The sequence below is a fragment of the Sediminibacterium ginsengisoli genome (assembly GCF_900167075.1).
GTDB lineage: Bacteria > Bacteroidota > Bacteroidia > Chitinophagales > Chitinophagaceae > Sediminibacterium > Sediminibacterium ginsengisoli.
In genome coordinates this window covers 367,578-387,620 of sequence record NZ_FUWH01000004.1, presented here as the reverse complement: position 1 = coordinate 387,620, position 20,043 = coordinate 367,578, and the positions used below count along the sequence as shown (strand labels likewise).

The following is a 20,043-nucleotide window of genomic DNA, read 5'->3' as shown; positions in this document are numbered from 1 at the left end:
CCGGTGTATCCTGTAAGATTAATGGTTCCGTTGTTTGCTGTTGCACAAACGGTATTGTTAGAAGAGAGGGTTCCGGGAACAGTAACGGGATCAACGGTGATAGTTAAGATATTGGAAGCTGCTTCTGCACAAACGCCGCTTTTTACAAAGGCCCTGAATTGAGTTGTGGTGTTCAGGTTGTTGTAAGTGTAAGCAGCAGTTGTGTTTGCGATGGTATTCCAGGTGCTGCCATTATCGGTAGAAGACTCCCATCTTACAATGGATCCGGTGTATCCTGTAAGATTGATTGTTCCGTTGTTTGATGATGCACAAACAGTATTGTCTGATGTCAAAGTTCCCGGAACCGTAGCCGGATCGATGCTCACCGTAACCACATCGTTTGAACTGGCACAAGGACTATTGCTGATTGTCCACCTGAACTGATAAGTTCCGGCAGTCAGTCCGGAAACAGTTGTGTTGTATTGTGCAGCGTTGTTGAAGGACGCAGTAGTTGGTCCTGATACCTGTGTCCAGGCACCTGTTCCCACAGCCGGATTGTTAGCGGCGAGGGTAGCAGTTGTTGTGTTGCAAAGTACCTGTGCGGTTCCTGCATTTGCAGCAGTAACAGGCTGCATTACAGTGATGGTTATAATGTTAGAAACCGCTTCCGAACAAACCCCGCTTTTTACAAAGGCACGGAATTGAGTTGTTGCATTCAGGTTGCTATAAGTGTAGGCGGCGGTTGTGTTTGCAATGGTATTCCATGTGGTGCCGTTGTCGGTTGATGATTCCCATCTTACGATTGTGCCAGTATATCCCGTTAGGTTGATTGTTCCGTTGTTCGATGTTGCACAAACGGTGTTGTTAGAAGAAAGCGTTCCGGGTACAGTAACCGGATCAACTGTGACGGTAACGATATTGGAAGCTGCTTCCGCACAAATCCCGCTTTTTACAAAGGCGCGGAATTGGGTTGTTGTGTTCAGGTTGTTGTAAGTATAGGCGTCTGTTGTGTTTGCGATGATATTCCAGGTGTTGCCATTGTCGGTAGAAGATTCCCATCTTACAATTGACCCGGTGTATCCTGAAAGATTAATAGTTCCATTGTTAGAAGTTGCACAAACGGTGTTGTTCGAAGAAAGCGTCCCCGGCACAGTAACGGGATCAACGGTGATGGTTACGATGTTGGAAGCTGCTTCCGAACAAACGCCGCTTTTCACAAAGGCCCTGAACTGAGTTGTTGTAGTCAGGTTGCTGTAAGTGTAAGCTGCAGTTGTGTTTGCAATAGTATTCCAGGTGTTGCCATTATCTGTAGAAGATTCCCATCTTACAATTGATCCGGTGTATCCTGAAAGATTAATAGTTCCATTGTTAGAAGTTGCACAAACGGTGTTGTTCGAAGAAAGTGTTCCGGGTACAGTAACGGGATCAACGGTGATGGTTACGATATTGGAAGCTGCTTCCGCACAAACGCCGCTTTTTACAAAGGCCCTGAACTGGGTAGTTGTATTCAGATTATTGTAAGTGTGAGCTGCAGTTGTGTTTGCGATAGTATTCCAGGTGTTGCCATTGTCGGTTGAAGATTCCCATCTTGCGATTGTGCCTGTGTAACCAGTAAGATTAATAGTTCCATTGTTAGAAGTTGCACAAACGGTGTTGTTTGAAGAGAGTGTTCCTGGAACAGTAGCCGGATCGATGCTCACCGTAACCACATCGTTTGAACTTGCACAAGGACTGTTGCTGATGGTCCACCTGAACTGATAAGTTCCGGTAGTCAGTCCGGAAACAATTGTGTTGTATTGTGCAGCGTTGTTGAAGGATGCAGTAGTTGGCCCTGATACCTGTGTCCAGGCACCTGTTCCCACAGCCGGATTGTTAGCGGCGAGGGTAGCAGTTGTTGTGTTGCAAAGTACCTGTGCGGTTCCTGCATTTGCAGCAGTAACAGGCTGCATTACAGTGATGGTTATAATGTTGGAAGCCGCTTCCGAACAAACCCCGCTTTTTACAAAGGCACGGAATTGAGTTGTTGCATTCAGGTTGCTATAAGTGTAGGCGGCGGTTGTGTTTGCAATGGTATTCCATGTGGTGCCGTTGTCGGTTGATGATTCCCATCTTGCAATCGATCCGGTATAACCCGTGAGGTTGATAGTTCCATTGTTGGAAGTTGCGCAAACTGTATTGTTAGATGAAAGCGTTCCGGGCACAGTAACCGGATCAACTGTAATGGTTACGATGTTAGAAGTCGCTTCTGTACAAACCCCGCTTTTTACAAAGGCGCGGAATTGGGTTGTTGTGTTCAGGTTGTTGTAAGTATAGGCGTCTGTTGTGTTAACGATCGTATTCCAGTTGCTTCCGTTGTCAGTGGAAGATTCCCATCTCACGATTGTGCCAGTATATCCTGTTAGGTTGATTGTTCCGTTGTTCGATGTTGCACAAACGGTGTTGTTAGAAGAAAGCGTTCCGGGTGCAGTAACCGGATCAACTGAGATGGTTACGATGTTGGAAGCGGCTTCCGAACAAACGCCACTTTTTACAAAAGCTCTGAACTGGGTAGTTGTGTTCAGGTTATTGTAAGTGTATACGGCAGTTGTGTTTGCGATCGTATTCCATGTGTTGCCATTGTCGGTTGAAGATTCCCATCTTACAATCGACCCAGTGTATCCTGTAAGATTAATAGTTCCGTTGTTGGAAGTTGCACAAATCGTATTGTCCGATGAAAGTGTTCCGGGTACAGTTGCCGGATCAACGGTAATGGTTACGATGTTAGAAGCTGCTTCTGCACAAACGCCGCTTTTCACAAAGCCCCTGAACTGAGTTGTTGTAGTCAGATTACTGTAAGTGTAAGCATCTGTTGTATTTGCGATGATATTCCAGGTGTTGCCATTATCAGTAGAAGATTCCCATCTTACAATCGATCCGGTGTATCCTGTAAGATTGATTGTTCCATTGTTTGAGGTTGCACAAACGGTGTTGTTCGAAGAGAGTGTTCCTGGTACAGTAGCCGGATCAATGCTTACAGTAACTACATCGTTTGAACTGGCACAAGGACTGTTGCTGATGGTCCACCTGAACTGATAAGTTCCGGTAGTCAGTCCGGAAACAGTTGTGTTGTATTGAGCAGCGTTGTTGAAGGATGCAGTAGTTGGTCCTGATACCTGCGTCCAGGCACCTGTACCTACAGCTGGATTATTAGCTGCAAGCGTAGTAGTTGTTGTATTGCAAAGCACCTGTGCGGTTCCTGCATTGGCAGGGGTGACAGCCTGCATTACAGTAATGGTTACGATGTTAGAGGCTGCTTCTGAACAAACGCCGCTTTTCACAAAGGCTCTGAACTGAGTTGTTGTGTTCAAGTTGCTGTAAGTGTAAGCTGCAGTTGTGTTAACGATCGTATTCCATGTATTGCCATTATCAGTAGACGATTCCCATCTTACAATCGATCCGGTATATCCTGTAAGATTGATTGTTCCGTTGTTTGAGGTTGCACAAACGGTGTTGTTCGAAGAGAGTGTTCCTGGTACAGTAGCCGGATCGATGCTCACCGTAACCACATCGTTTGAACTTGCACAAGGACTGTTGCTGATGGTCCACCTGAACTGATAAGTTCCGGCAGTTAGTCCGGAAACAGTTGTGTTGTATTGAGCAGCGTTGTTGACGGATGCAGCCGTTGGTCCTGATACCTGCGTCCATGCACCTGTACCCACAACTGGATTATTAGCTGCAAGCGCAGTAGTTGTTGTATTGCAAAGCACCTGTGCGGTTCCTGCATTGGCAGGAGTGACAGCCTGCATTACAGTAATGGTAACGATATTGGAAGCTGCTTCTGAACAAACGCCGCTTTTTACAAAGGCTCTGAACTGAGTTGTTGTGTTCAGGTTGCTGTAAGTGTAAGCTGCAGTTGTGTTAACGATCGTGTTCCAGGTATTGCCATTATCAGTAGAAGATTCCCATCTTACGATTGTGCCCGTATAACCTGAAAGATTAATAGTTCCATTGTTAGAAGTTGCACAAACCGTATTGTTCGAAGTGAGCGTTCCTGGAACAGTAATCGGATCAACGGTGATGGTTATGATATTGGATGCTGCTTCTGCACAAACGCCGCTTTTCACAAAGGCCCTGAATTGCGTTGTTGTATTCAGGTTGCTGTAAGTATAAGCGGCAGTTGTGTTAACGATCGTATTCCAGGTGTTGCCATTGTCGGTTGAAGATTCCCATCTTACAATCGACCCGGTGTATCCTGAAAGATTAATAATTCCATTGTTAGAAGTTGCACAAACGGTGTTGTTCGAAGAAAGCGTTCCGGGTACAGTAACCGGATCAACGGTGATGGTTACGATATTGGAAGCTGCTTCTGCACAAACGCCGCTTTTCACAAAGGCCCTGAACTGAGTTGTTGTAGTCAGGTTGCTGTAAGTGTAAGCTGCAGTTGTGTTAACGATCGTATTCCAGGTATTGCCATTATCGGTTGATGATTCCCATCTTACAACCGATCCGGTATAACCTGCAAGACTGATCGTTCCGTTATTGCTGCCGCGGCAAACCGTATTGTCCGATGAAAGTGTTCCGGGTAGGGTTGCCGGATCTATGCTGATATTTACAACACTGGAAGAACTGGCACAAGGGCTGTTGCTGATCGTCCACCTGAACTGATAAGTTCCGGCAGTCAGTCCGGAAACAGTTGTGTTGTATTGTGCAGCGTTGTTGAAGGAAGCAGCAGTGGGCCCTGAAACCTGTGTCCATGCCCCGGTGCCGATAGTCGGGTTATTCGCTGCTAAAGTTGCTGCTGTTACATTGCATAAAGCCTGGTTCGTTCCTGCATTTGCGATCGTTACCGGTTGCATCACGGTAATGGTTACAATGTTGGAAGCTGCTTCTGCACAAACACCACTTTTTACAAAAGCTCTGAACTGGGTTGTTGTATTCAGGTTAGTGTAAGTATAAGCAGCTGTTGTATTCACGATGCTATTCCATGTATTGCCATTATCGGTTGATGACTCCCATCTTACAATCGCCCCGGTATATCCTGTAAGATTGATGGTTCCGCTATTGCTCGCTGCACAAACTGTATTAGCTGAAGCAAGAGTTCCCGGTACAGTTGCGGGATCCACATTGATATTTACCACACTGGCCGAACTCACACACGAACCGTTTGCAATCGTCCACCTGAACTGGTATGTTCCGGCTGTGAGCCCTGTTACTGTTGTATTATATTGTGAAGCATTAAATAACGGCGTGTTCGGCCCTGACACCCGTGTCCACGTTCCTGTTCCAACTGCAGGGTTAATACCTGCAAGCGTTGTTGTGGTGGTATTGCACAATGCCTGGTCTGTTCCCGCATCCGATGTGGTAGGAAGTGCTGCTACCGTTACGTTCACTACACTTGATGAACTTGCGCATGGACTGTTTGCAATGGTCCACCTGAATTGATAACTACCTGTTGTTAAACCATTCACTACCGTATTACCGGCAGCAGCGTTTACAAAGGAAACGGTTGTTGGCCCTGATACCTGTGTCCATGTTCCTGTTCCTGATGAAGGCGTATTGCCTGCAAGCGTTGCGCTGGTTACATTACAAAGCGACTGGTCTGGTCCGGCATTGGATGTGGTTGGCGGCGCTGTTGTTGTGATCAGTACGCTGTTCGAATTAGCAGAAGCACAGCTTCCCAGTTTTACAACAGCCCTGTAATAAGTGCTTGCTGAAATATTGTTGTACGTATGGTTGTCTGATGTATTACTGATGGTTGTCCATGGACCGGCTGCATTCGCCGCAGATTCCCATCTCACAATACTGCCTGTGTAACCTGTCAGGTTCAGCGTGCCTGTATTGTTACCCGCACAAACAGTTGCCGCTGTTCCTAAAGTGCCCGCTGAAGTTGATGCGGGTGTTACAACCGCAACGGCGGAATATTCATCAGGACAAGGCGCTTTACGGATCACGGCGCGATAACTGGTTGTTACAGTGAGATTGCTGTAAGAATAAGTTACATCGTTTGCCGTTCCGCCGATGCTGCTCCAGCTTACCCCGTTATTGGTTGAACGCTCCCATCTTACGATCGCGCCGTCATAACCGGATAAGGTCAGCGTTCCTGAATTGCTTCCGCTGCACACGGTAGTTGCTGCGGGTGATATAGCACCTCCGTTGATCGTATTTACGGTAATGATCACCACATTTGATGTAAGTGTTGCACAGGAAGCGTTCTGTACCACAACCCTGTAACGTGTAGTAGTTGTGAGATTGGAATATGCATAGGTTGCTGATGTATTGGCTATTACATCCCAGGTATTACCACCGTCTGTTGATGATTCCCAGCGAAGAATAGACCCGGAATAACCGGTAAGCGTTAAGGTTGCGCCGTTTGAACCGGAACATTCTGTTGCTGCCGACGACAGTGTTCCCGCTACTGTTGCGATCACTGTGATCGTTACAGCTGGTGAATACTGCTGCGTACAGGATCCGTTCCTGACCAGTGCACGGTATTGTGTGGTGGTTGTAAGGTTTGAATAGCTGAGCGTGTTTGTGGTATTGTTTACCTGTGTCCAGGTGCCGCCGCCGTTTGTAGAGGTTTCCCAGCGCAGGATATTTCCGGTATAGCCTCCTAATGTCAGCGTACCGCTGTTTGCGCCGGAACAAACCGTTGCCGCCGAACTGATTGTTCCCGGAACACTGGAGATCACGGTTACTGTTCCTGGTGTTGCATATTCAGCTGCGCAAACTCCGCTCTGTACCAATGCCCTGTATTGTGTTGTTGCGATCGCTGTATAAAACTGCGTTGCTGTGGTATTGGAGATATTATTCCATGTTGCGCCGTTATCGGTTGATGATTCCCACCGCACAACACTGCCCGTATAACCGCTGAGCGTTACAGAACTGTTGGTGCCGCTGCATACAGTAGCACTGCTTACACTTCCGCCTACGGTGAGCGGGCTTACGGATAAAGTCACTGCATTGGATGCAGTGGTACAGTAAACCGAAGAAAGACTCGCTATATCCGGTGCCACCTTCACACGGTATAATGCCGCATCTGCTAGTGTCACGGCTGTGATAGTAAGACTGGTGGCACTTGTGCTCGGACTTCCCATCGCTGTCCAGGTGCTGCCGCCGTTCGTGCTTTTTTCCCATTGGTATACCGGGTTAAGGAACGGGTTGTTGGAGAGTGTGGAAGAAATGATAGCGGTGCTGCCGATACAGACAGATGTTGGTGTATTGATGGATGCAGTTGCAAGCGGCGTGCAGGCATAGAACTCAATATCATCTATCGCCAGGTCATTACCACAGGCTGCACCGCCACCTCGCTCATCAACCATTTCAAGTCTCAGCTGGGATACACTCGATGGTACAGAAAACTGGAAACCATACTGTATCCAGTTTGCCGGGCCATTATTGGGAGAAAGCGGAAGATCCGGAGTAACATAGGTTTGAAGTATAGTACCATCAGCCGCGTTTTTAATATTGAACCTTACTTTCGCATATACATAACTCGAGCCGCATTGGGTAACTGTAGCCGGCGTATTCGCATTGGCAAGCCAGGCAGAGAAATTGTAAGTAGAGCCCGGACAAAGACTGTTCACATCCTGCTGAAAAAAGATCGAGTTACTGCCGCCTGCATTTACCAGGAACATATTACCATTGGCAGGATTGCCTGCAACAGTGCTGGTATGGTCGCCGCCTTTGGTCCATTCAGGTTTACCGGCATTGTCGAATTTCGGTGTCAGCGCATAATAACCATCGCTGCCTACATTAGCAAGGGAGTAAGTATAATTGGTTGAACCGGCAGGAGCCTGAGCGCTTGATGATGATGAAGAAGTACCTGTACCAAAATCCTGCTTAAACACAGGTGCCAGCGCATTACTGGAACATACTCCCACAGTCTGAGCTTTCAGCGTAAGTGCAAAAAGACAGCATGCAGTCAGTACAAACAGATATGTATACCTGCTGGCGTTCATTGATATTGGATTCATCTCATCACCTGCATAAAATACTTATACAGCTTTTACACGGTAATGAGTCTGGCTTTTCGGATTGGTACAGTAATGTTAACAATTTTCGGGCAATTTTCATACGCCGTATGTAGTCCTTTCTTCTTTTCTTTGTAGTTCTTTTCGCAAAAACACCGGATTCACGTATTAGTACTTGAATTATTTAATAATTACTTAATAGCCAAATAGTTAGAAAGGTATGTGGTATCGCCTCGGACAGTTCATTCTCAGGAATCGACTTGTATTGCTTATTGTGTTAATATGTGGAACGGCTGTGATGGGTTATTTTGGATCACAGGTGAAGCTGAGTTATGAATTTACCAGGGCTATTCCTACAGATAACCCCAAATACCAGGATTACCAGGCTTTCCTCAGAAAATTCGGGGGCGATGGCAACACGGTTGTGATCGGGATCGAATCAGATAAATTCTACAACAAAAACATTTTCAACGCGGTAGGAGCACTGCACCAGGATCTTAAAAAAGTAGTGGGGGTAACAGATGTGATGAGTGTTCCGGAAGTGGTTACGCTGCTGAACGACAGCATCAACCAGAAACTGGTTCCCCGCAAGATCTTCAGCTATCCCTATACCAGCCAGGATTCGCTGAACAGCGCAAGAATGGTATTTGAGAACCTGCCTTTTTACCGCACATTACTGTATAACCCGGATACGCATGCATACCTGTTGGGTGTAAGTGTGAACAAGGATACGATCAACAGCAAGAGCCGCACACGCCTGATCGACGATATCATGAAACAGGTGGAAGCATTCGAAAATAAAACAGGAATCACTGTGCATACGAGCGGACTGCCGTTCATCAGAACCACCATCGGTAACCGCATCAAGGCCGAGATGAACTGGTTCCTGGCGGGATCGCTGATTCTTTCTGCCATCACATTACTGCTTTTCTTCCGGTCGTTCAGCGCTATGATCATGAGCCTGCTTGTTGTGGGCATGGGTGTTGTATGGAGCCTCGGTACCGTGGTGCTGTTCGGTTATAAGATCACATTACTCACCGCACTGATCCCGCCATTGATCGTGGTGATCGGGATTCCCAACTGCATTTACTTCCTCAACAAATACCATACAGCTTACCGCGATACAGGCGAGAAACAAAAGGCATTGGTAACAATGGTAGGGCGCATGGGTATTGTTACATTGTTCTGCAATATTGCTGCTGCGATCGGCTTTGCTGTATTCGCTTTAACAAGAAGTGCGCTGCTGCAGGAATTCGGTGCTGTAGCAGGGATCAACATCATGGTGTTGTTCATCATCTCGCTCATCTTCATTCCGGCTGTATTGAGCTACCTGCCTGCACCGGCTGCGAAGCACACGCGTTACCTCGATAATAAATTCATGGAGAATCTCCTGGTACTCATCGAGCGCTGGACCTTTAAGCATTCAAAATGGGTATATACCTTTACCATACTTTTTACAGCGCTGGCCATTGCCGGTGTTTTCCGCATCAAGAGTGAAGGATTTATTGTGGATGATCTTCCGAAAAAAGATAAGATCTACACAGATCTCAAATGGTTCGAAAGCAATTTCGGTGGCGTGATGCCGCTTGAAATCCTGGTTGATACCAAAAAGAAAAACGGTCTCGTACGCTCTACAAAACCGATCTCGAATATTGAGGAACTGTCGCGCTATATAGATGACAAGCCCGAAACCGCCCGCCCCCTCTCGTTTGTAGAAGGGTTGAAATTTGCAAAGCAGGCTTATTTCGATGGCGACAGTCTCAGCTATGCTATTCCTTACGAAGGAGATATGGCGTTCATGGCACCTTATTTACGTTCGGGTAACGACAGTAACAAGACTGCTGCGGGTAATAATAGTTTTACCAAACTGCTGAGCAGTTTCATGGACAGTAACCGCCAGGTGGCAAGGATATCCGTTAATATGCAGGACATCGGCAGTGCCAGACTGCCACTGCTCATCAGCGATTTTGAAAAGAAAGCCAACAGTATTTTTGATACGGCCAGCTATCACATCACTTTCACCGGAAGCAGTATTACTTTTCTTGAAGGTTCGAGCTTTATCATCAAAGGATTGAAGGAAAGTATTTTCTGGGCTTTTCTGCTGATCACACTTTGTATGCTTTATCTCTTCCGCTCATTGCGTATTCTGGTATGTTCACTCATCCCCAACCTCATACCATTGCTGGTAACTGCCGGTGTAATGGGCTGGGCAGGCATTGCGCTGAAGCCCTCAACAGTATTGGTTTTCAGCGTAGCGCTCGGTATTGCCATCGATGTTACGATACGATTCCTCATCAATTATAAACAGGAGCTGCCGCATTATAACGGCTCAGTTCCGGCAACACTGATACAGACGATCAGGCATACCGGTATCAGCATCATTTATACATCGCTGGTACTGATCGCAGGCTTCGTTATTTTCTGTTTCAGCGACTTCGGAGGTACTAAGGCACTGGGGTGGTTAACATCGCTTACACTGGTTGTGGGAACCATCACAAACCTCGTATTACTGCCTGTGTTAATATTACATACATCAGGTGAAAAACGGGGATAAACGGTAAAAATCCGGGTTGATCGTCAAAAAAAATCAGGCAAACAGGCATTTTTTTAGTTAAGACTATTTAAATTTAAAACGTCTATAACTAAAAACTTAAATGCGCATGAGAAAATTACTGGCACTAGTTGCCGGCATTGTCCTGTTATTGGGGCATGCCCAGGCACAGTTAAACCGTACCGTAACGGGTAAGGTAACTGACGAAAAAGGTAACGCTCTGTCGGGTGTTACTGTAACCATCCCCGGTTCGGATAAGCGAGCCCTCACAGACAACGGTGGCTCTTTCAGTATCTCGGTCACCGACAAGACCAAATACCTCAAACTCAGTTATGTTGGCTACAACACAGAAGAAGTAGCGATCACAGGCAAAGCAAGTGTTGCTGTGAAAATGACTGCAGAAGACAAATCACTGGCCGAAGTGGTAGTGGTAGGTTATGGTGTACAGAAAAAGAAGGAGGCAACAGGAACAGTAACTACCGTTAAAGGTGAAGCCATTGCCGAAAAGCCCGTACAGAGCTTTGAAGCGGCGCTGGCAGGCCGTGCGGCCGGTGTACAGATCACAGTTCCTACAGGCGTACTGAACACGCCGCCGGTATTCCGCATCCGTGGTACGAACTCCATTTCACTGAGCAGCTACCCGCTGATCGTTGTGGATGGTGTGGTTTCCTACACGGGTGATTTCAGTTCTACCAGTGCTGCAGGTAATGCGCTGGCCAGCATCAACCCGAACGATATCGAAAGCATGGATATCGCCAAAGATGCGGCTGCAACTGCGATCTACGGTAGCCGTGCAGCCAATGGCGTTGTATTCATCACTACCAAAAAAGGTAAGACCGGTAAAGCAAAAGTTACCTACGATGGCTGGGTTGGTTTTACAAAAGCATACGGACTGCCCGATATGCTGAATGCATTCGATTACACTACCTATAAGAACGAAGCAGTGGCTAATGCCCTGGCCATCCGCGCGGGTAGCGTTTCTCCTGCCAACACGCAGTTTGCACTCACCAACGGACCCGATGGCAAACCTATCAATACCAGATGGTTCGATTATATCTACCGCGATGGATTTTCACACAGCCATAATGTGAATGTTTCGGGTGCCAACGACAACACGAATTATTATTTCTCCGTAGGTTATACCGACCAGGAAGGTATCATCCGGAAAAATGATTTCAAACGCGTGAACGTATTATTCAACCTGGAAAGCCGCGTAAGCAAAAGCATTACGGTAGGTGGTAAATTATCATACTCCAATGAAAAGAACCTTGCTGCTGTTTCTTCCGGATCACTTGCCGGTGAAGCTTATGGTACGGCAGGTCTGGCAAGGACCGGTATGGTAAATGCACCGAACATTTCTCCTTATAACAATGATGGCAGTTACAATATCGGCGCGCAGTATATCGGGCCGATGAACAACGTTGTAAGCGGTAACCAGGTTGGTTTCTATAACCCTGTTGTATTGCTCGACAAGAACAGATCAAACAGCGAAAACAATCACCTGCAATCCAATGCTTATCTGCAGTTTAAGCCACTAAGCTGGCTTGCGCTGAAATCGGTATATGGTATCGATTATATTTTTGTTGATAATGAAACTTTCGCCACCCCGATCCATGGCGACGGGCAAGGATCTACCGGTAGCGCTTCAAGTACTTACGGTAAATACAAAACATGGGTATGGACCAATACTGCCCAGTTCGATTATACCATTGCTGATAAACACAATGTCAATCTTCTTGTTGGTAGCGAGCAGCAACGCAGAACAAGCACTGGTTTCGGTATCAACCGTCAGAACCTTTCCGATCCGGCTTACACAGTACTGCAGGCAGGATGGACCCTGAATAACTTTACCGGTTCTGCGCTGGGCGAAAACTACCTGTTATCATCTTTCGCAAGGCTCAACTACAACTTCGACAAGAAATATTTCCTGAGCGGCAATATCAGGCAGGATGAATATTCTGCTCTCGGTGTTAAGAAAGGAACTTTCTGGGGTGTATCTGCCGGCTGGGAGATCACACGTGAGAAATTCTGGGAAAAAGCCGGTCTGGACAGGGTGTTCAGCAGTTTCAAGATCAGGGGTAGTTATGGTAAAGTGGGTAATATCGCCGGTATCGGTGATTACACTACCTTATCTACATTCGGTTCAGGCCTCTACGGCGGTGCTGCAACACTCGGATTTGGCTCTGCCGGTAACCCAAGCATCACCTGGGAAACCAGTAAGAAAACAGATGTGGGCGTTTCGTTCGGACTGTTCCAGAACAAGCTGACTGCAGAGATCGCATATTATAATAACAACATCGACGGGCTGGTACTGAACGTGCCTCAGTCGCCCTCAACCGGCCTGGGAAGCATTGCACAGAATGCCGGTAAGATGTTCAACAAAGGCCTTGAGATCACCCTGAATGCATCTCCGATCACCACCAAGGATTTCAGCTGGAACAGTTCATTCAACATCACTTTTAATAAGAACCAGGTTACAGAACTTGCACCGGGGCTTACAGAGATCCTCACCATTACCGGAAGCGGAAGCACGGGTGAGTTCCCCAACAGAACAGTTGTAGGTTACCCGGTAGGTTATTTTTATCTCGTACGTACAGCAGGTGTTGATCCGGAAACAGGAAGAAGGATATTCCTGAACAGGGCAGGCACACCGGTAATGTACCAGCATATTGTACCTACGGGTGGTTCCAACTGGACTTATGCAGACGGCAGCCCTGCACCGGCTATCACACAGGCAAACGATGCGGTGATGGTAAGGAACTCACAGCCGAAGCAGTTCGGTGGCTGGGATAACACATTCCGCTACAAAAACTTCGACCTGAACGTATTACTGACCTATCAGCTCGATTTCTACGTTTACTATGGTACCAATGCAGGCCTGCACGACCAGCGTTACTGGAATAACACAACAGATGTGTTAAGGCGCTGGAAAGCGAAAGGCGATGTAACCGATATGGTACGTCCGATCTACGGCGACAACGTTTCTTACGGAAACACCATCCCGCTCGATATGAATGCATTCAACGGAAGCTTCATGAAACTGCGTAACATATCGCTGGGTTATACGGTGCCGAAGAGCCTGCTCGAAAAAGCAAAGATCAGCAGCGCGAGAATATACGTAAGTGCGCAGAACCTGGCCATGATCACCAAATATCCTGGCCCGGATCCTGAAGTTGCATCCAACGGTAACAGTTCTACCGGCCAGGGCACAGACAGGAATACCGCACCAAATGCAAGGACCATCACCATTGGTTTAAACATTGGTTTCTAAGTGTGATTTACCAAACTTTAAATGTGATTCAATTATGAGACATAAATTAAAATACATAGCAGTGCTGGGTTTCGGGGCGGTACTTTATTCATCCTGCAAGCGCGAACTCCTCGAACCGCAACTGCAAACTTCGGTATCCGATGCTTCGGCTTTCGATACTCCAACGCGTATCAGTAACCTGGTATTATCATTATACAGCTCTTTAAAAAGCGGTAGCTTTTACGGTGGCCGCGGAGTAGTATACGGGGATATCCGCGGAGAAGATTTTATCAACGAAACCAGCAACCTGGTTACAGCATCCGATGTATGGAACCTGAATCTTGCCAATAGCGCCACTTCAGTAAAAAGCTACTGGTCTGCAGGATACAATGCCATCAACAACTGCAACATCTTCCTCGATGGTATGGCTGCCAAAGGTTCTGCCGTAGTGGGAGCAACGCTCGCCAACAATTATATTGCCGAAGCAAGATTGATCAGGGCGCTGTCTTATTATAGTTTGCTGCAGGTATTTGCCCGTCCTTATGCAGATGGTGCCGGCGCCAAACCCGGTTTGCCGCTTCGCCTGAAAGGAATTGTAGGCCCCGGATTTTCAGATCTGGAGCGGAGCACTGTGGCAGAGGTCTACACACAGATCCTCAGCGACCTGGATTTCGCGGAAACAAATCTTCCTGTTACAAACAGTTCCGCATATAATAATGTAACACGCGCGCACCGCAATACAGCGATCGCACTGAAAACACGTGTTTACCTGAGTATGCAGAAATACGACAAGGTCATAACAGAAGCGAATAAAATTGTGACTACCACTCCTCCGTTTACTGCTACATCGGGTGTGGCCCACGCATTACAGGCCGATATCACCAATGTGTTCAAAACACCGTACACAACAACGGAGTCGATCATGTCTATGCCGATGACCACCACTTCCGGTGATTTCCCGGGAACACAAAACTCGCTCTGCTCTTATTTCTATATGGCAGGAAGTACACCCGGCGCAACAGAATTTTCACTGAACCCCAATGGTATTCTGGCCAATGCCGGCTGGACAGCAACAGACAAAAGGAAAAGCCTGATCTTCACCAATACGGCAGGTAAGAAATTCGTTTCCAAATACACAACCGGTTCACCTTATACGGATTATGTTCCTGTGATCCGTTATGCAGAAGTACTGCTGAACCTGGCAGAAGCCAAAGTGCGTAACAGTAATACGGTAGACGCCCAGTCGCTCCTGCTGCTGAATGCGGTTCGCGGCCGTTCGGATGCCTCTACTGTACTGGCTCCGGCAACCGTTCCGGCACTGCTCGATGCGATCCTGACCGAAAGAAGGATTGAATTCTTCGGTGAGGGATTGAGGAATATCGACCTGATGCGACTGATGCAGACCATCCCAAGTAAAGGAAGTGCGCCTACAAAAGCGCCTTCGGATGCAGGTTATATCTGGCCGATCTCCAGCGACGAACTCTCGCTGAACCGGCTTATGAAAGATAACTAACGGTTGTTTTTAACCCTTTTGAACGAGGCCGGGGCATGCTCCGGCCTCGTTTTTCGTTAACAAACCGTTCATCTCAGCCAGGCCCTGGCGAAAATTTCCCCGGGATTAGAAAAAATTAACATTGAAAACATTGCTTTTTTATCTTATTGATTATCAGATAATTATTCCTGAAACCCTTTGCCAGCCGCAATTATTTTAATTTTTTTTGCAGCACTTCAGAAGCGATTGCTGTCATTTTAGTTTGCATTATGTTTTTGTTAACATAAATTGTACCTCGTCTTAAACTAAAAACGTACTAATGAGAAAATTAACTATGCTATTGTGCCTAGTTATGCTTGGCGTAAGCCAGCTGTGGGCGCAAACGCGAACATTGAGAGGAAAAATCACCGACGACAAGGGTGCTCCGATCAGTAATGCTTCAATTATTGTAAAAGGTACCACTACCGGTACCACTTCAGATGCGACAGGTCTGTTTTCATTAAATGTATCGGCTACTGCCAAAGTGCTGACTGTCAGCTCCTTAAACTATGTTTCTAAAGATGTGACCATAGGCTCTCAGACCTTTCTGAATGTGAGCTTACAGGCTGCAGATGCAAGCGATCTGAATGAAGTAGTTGTATCTACCGGTCTGACAAAACAAAAGAAATCAGAATTTACCGGTGCAGGTTCTACTGTGAACAGGAAACAACTGGTAGACAGGCCGGTTGGTTCTTTCGACCAGTTGCTGCAGGGCCAGGTTCCTGGTCTGCTGGCGATCACTGGTAGCGGCCAGCCAGGTAATGCTGCATCTATTATTATCCGCGGACAGGGTTCAATCTCCGGTAGCAGCAACCCGCTGTATATCGTGGATGGTATCCCAGTTGAGGCTGCGGTATTCCAGGGTTTGAACCCGAACGACTTTGAAAGCGTGGATGTATTGAGAGATGCGTCTGCATCTTCACTGTATGGTTCACGTGGTTCTGCCGGTGTGATCGTTGTTACAACGCGCAGGGGTACAGGTGGAAAAATGCGTTTCGGTTACAATGCACAGTTCGGTTTCAAATCAAAACCAGAATTTGCATTCCGTCCGATGAATACAACTGAGCTGCTGAAAGCACAGGAAGACTACGGAAGGATCGCTGCTCCAACAGGTGGTACCGCTGCTATTCCGGGCTGGTACTATTCAAAGAACAATCCACGTTATGCTACGCTGACGCCAACACAACAGGCAACAGCAGACCGCTTACTGGATTCTATTTCACGCATCAATACCAACTGGGCTGACTATATGTTCAGAACAGGTTCATTCAGTAACCACCAGATCACACTTTCAGGTGGAACCGGAAAAACAAGGATCTACTCCAGCCTTGAGCTGTACAATGAGGAAGGAACTACTCCGAGAACAGATATGAAACGTGTTTCATTCAGAAATAACATCGATTATGCTGATGACAGGTTCACGTTCTCACTTTCTTCAAGCCTTGCTTATGTTAAAAGGAATTTCCAGCAGAGCGCTACTACCAACAGTACCGGTAACCCGTTCCTGGCTGTAAATATCCAGAGTCCGTATGCGAAAGTATTTAACGCTGATGGAACTTATGCAACCGGCGTAGGTGCGTCATTCACTGGTGCCAACCAGCTGGATCTGACCAAATACGATCAGAACTATAACGATCAGCTGAAAGCGATCATTGGCTTAACTGCTTCTTACAAGATCACTGAAGATCTGAGTGCAGGATTAACAGTAGGTACCGACTTCCGTGAAACCCAGGCAACCAACTATGGTAGCAAACTGGCTTTCCTGAGAACGCCTGCTGCAACTTCTACACCTACTACCCTGGCAGGTTTCCAGACTGAAACATTCAGCCGTTATTTCCAGGCAGATATCAGGCCGTCTCTTAACTATAATAAAGTAATCAACCAGAAACACAAACTGAACGTAGGTGTGTTTGGTGAATACATCCGCCAGTTCGTTAAAACGTTTAACGCAACCGGTTATGGTATCGACCCACGTACACCGAATACACCAGCTGCCATTACGCAGGGTGACGCGGTTAACCTGCTGTTCGCTAACGTAGGTGGTGGTAAATCTCAGAACACATTGTTATCTGCACTGGGTGTTGCTACTTACACCTATGATGGCAAATACTCTGTTACCGGTTCTTACCGTTATGATGGTTCTTCCAAACTGCCTGAAAAGAACAGATGGACTCCGTTCTACTCTATTTCAGCAAGCTGGAATGTATCTAAAGAAAGCTTCCTGGCCAACAGCCGCGTAGTAAACAACCTGCGTCTGAGAGCGAGTTATGGTGGATCAGGTAACAGTGATAACTTCCCGTTTGGCGACTTCGGTTACCTCGCTACTTATTCAGCGAGCGGAAGCTACTCTGGTCTGCCTACCATGACTGCGAGCGGATTGGGTAACCCTGATCTGAAATGGGAAACTGTTTACCAGCTGAATATCGGTACAGACTTCGCTTTCTTCAACAACAGGTTATATGGTAGTTTAGATGTGTACGACAAACGTACAAAAGACCTCTTCGTACAGAAACAACTGTCTGCAGAAGGAACAGGTTCTACCATTACCGTGAATGCAGGTACACTGCAGAACAAGGGTATCGAGTTCGACCTGAGCTACGATGTAGTTAAGAACAGCGACTTCATCTGGACCCTTAATACAAAAGTTGCTTACAACAAGAACTCAATACTCGACTTAGGCGGTCTGTCTTCTTATCCTTCAGGAACTTCACTGATCACTGTAGGTTTACCACTGGGCAGTCACTATGAAGTTAAATGGGCAGGTGTTGACGCCGCTTCAGGTGCACCACTGTTCTATACAAAAGATGGTCAGCTGACTTCAACCTACAGCACCAACGATGCAGTACAGCAATTCGGAACATGGGAGTCTCCATGGAAAGGTGGTTTCGGAACTTCACTCCGTTACAAAGCTTTCGATCTGTCTGTACTGTTCAGCTGGCAGCAGGGTGGTTACAAATATGATAACCTCGAGTACTTCGTAGAGAACCCTGTAGGCTTCCTCGGTGGTGGTTACAACCAGTCAAGCGATCTGAACTTCTGGAAAAAACCAGGTGATATCGCGAGCACACCAAGCCCGATCTACGGTTCTAACTTCTCATCAAAACTGATTCACGACGGATCATTCCTGAGGCTGAGAGATGTAACATTGTCTTACACCATGCCACAGGCACTGACTCAGAAAATAGGTTTTATTTCACAAGCTAGATTCTATGTACAGGGAACTAACCTGTTCATGTGGACAAAATGGAGAGGAATGGATCCTGAAGCAGGTCCGGTTAATATCAACCTCAGTGAGTTCCCGAACCCACGTGCCATTACAGCAGGTTTAAATATCACTTTTTAATTAGCTAAGTAAAATCTTAATACAATGAAACTATTCAAATATTTTATTTACACGGCACTGGGCGGAAGCTTGCTGACAGGCTGCTCCAAAGAGCTTGACCTCAAGCCGACCGACGGTTTTACGGACGCGAATGCTTTCAGAACGATTGCTGACGCGCAGCTCGCAGCCAACGGTGCTTATGGCCGTTATGGTACCAATGCGAACACTATTTACTCAACGGCACTTGTATCCGACGAAACAAAGATCGGTGCAGATAATGCCGGCCAGGGTGCGCTTACTTTCCGCTACCAGTACAGTGCCGATGGTACTACCGGTGGTGATGTAACTGCAGCATATACCGGTTACTATCAAATGATCGACCAGGTAAACAGAACCCTGGACAAACTGCCTACTGTAATTGCAACACCGGCAGAAGAACCGCGCAGGAATATCCTGAAAGGCCAGCTGCTGGCGTTAAGGGCCCTGGCTCATTTCGACCTGCTGCAATTATACTCTAAAGCCTACTCAGCTAACGAGAAAGGTATACCTATCATGCTCACATCAAACATCTATGCGCAGCCGAAAAGGAATACCATGGGTGAAGTGATGACGCAGATTGAGAAAGATATGGCAGATGCATTTGCCCTGTTACCTGCTGTTACCCCATCAACATTCAGCGACACGGTAATGAACCAGGTGAACATCAATGCATACCGCGCTAAGATCGCTTTGTTCAAAGGCGACTATCAGAATGCAGTTACGTATGCAACGAATGTGATCTCATCGAATGTTAAGCCGCTGGCTTCTGCTGCTGATTTTCCAGGAATCTGGACTGATGCGAATACCACTGAAACACTGTTCCGTATCCGGTACTCAACCGGTACTACCATGGGAGCGCTGTGGACAACTACCGGCAACCTGGTATACATCGCGCCTTCAGACAAACTGATCGCAACTTACGGAACGGGCGATATCCGTAAAGCAGCTTATATCGGAACCTATTCAGGAACTACCAAGAATTACGTGAACAAGTATTTCAACTCATCCAAAGGTGGTCGTGTGGTTGATATGAAAGCAATCCGTATCGCAGAGGTTTACCTGATCCGTGCAGAAGCTTATGCAAAACTGGCGGTACCTGATGTTAACGCCGGAACCAATGACCTGAATGAGGTACGTTCGAAAAGGATCACCGGTTACACCAACGCAACATTCAACAACGCCGGCGACCTGATCACTGCTGTACTTGCAGAAAGGTTCAAAGAACTGTGCTTTGAAGGAACAAGGCTTTTCGATCTGAAACGTAATAACCTGCCGGTATCAAGGAATGCATCTGATGTAGGAAGTGCAGCATGGCAGACACTGCCTGCAGGTAACTACAGGTTTGTGTTCCCGATTCCTCAGTATGAACTGCTGGCGAACCCGAACAACGTGCAGAACGACGGATATTAATCAGAGGCAAAG

6 protein-coding genes are annotated in these 20,043 nt (G+C 46.9%); 5 read left to right on the top strand and 1 reads right to left on the bottom strand.

The annotated features are described in order from the left end of the window. On the bottom strand, positions 1-7,931 hold a 7,931-nt coding region (locus B5D42_RS09845; RefSeq protein WP_217698807.1), incomplete at its 3' end, for a DUF8696 domain-containing protein. Between the two features lie 217 nt (positions 7,932-8,148). Here B5D42_RS09845 and B5D42_RS09840 point away from each other — a divergent pair. The 5 genes from B5D42_RS09840 (at position 8,149) to B5D42_RS09820 (ending at position 20,031) form a co-directional block, all read left to right on the top strand. Then, the gene (locus tag B5D42_RS09840) at positions 8,149-10,482 is read left to right on the top strand and encodes an efflux RND transporter permease subunit (protein ID WP_078831304.1); all 2,334 of its coding nucleotides are present in this window, start codon (positions 8,149-8,151) and stop codon (positions 10,480-10,482) included. A gap of 106 nt (positions 10,483-10,588) precedes the next feature. Further along, positions 10,589-13,750: a SusC/RagA family TonB-linked outer membrane protein gene (locus B5D42_RS09835; protein ID WP_078831334.1), complete on the top strand. Its 3,162-nt coding sequence runs from the start codon at positions 10,589-10,591 to the stop codon at positions 13,748-13,750. 34 nt (positions 13,751-13,784) lie between these two features. Beyond that, positions 13,785-15,242 carry a RagB/SusD family nutrient uptake outer membrane protein gene (locus B5D42_RS09830; RefSeq protein ID WP_078831303.1) on the top strand — a complete coding sequence of 486 codons (1,458 nt, stop codon included), beginning with the start codon at positions 13,785-13,787 and terminating at the stop codon, positions 15,240-15,242. A gap of 298 nt (positions 15,243-15,540) precedes the next feature. Next, positions 15,541-18,603, top strand: a complete 3,063-nt coding sequence (locus B5D42_RS09825) for a SusC/RagA family TonB-linked outer membrane protein (RefSeq protein WP_078831302.1) — start codon at positions 15,541-15,543, stop codon at positions 18,601-18,603. Positions 18,604-18,627: 24 nt separating this feature from the next. Further along, on the top strand, positions 18,628-20,031 hold the full coding sequence (locus B5D42_RS09820; RefSeq protein ID WP_078831301.1) for a RagB/SusD family nutrient uptake outer membrane protein: 1,404 nt from the start codon (positions 18,628-18,630) through the stop codon (positions 20,029-20,031). Positions 20,032-20,043: the final 12 nt, after the last annotated feature.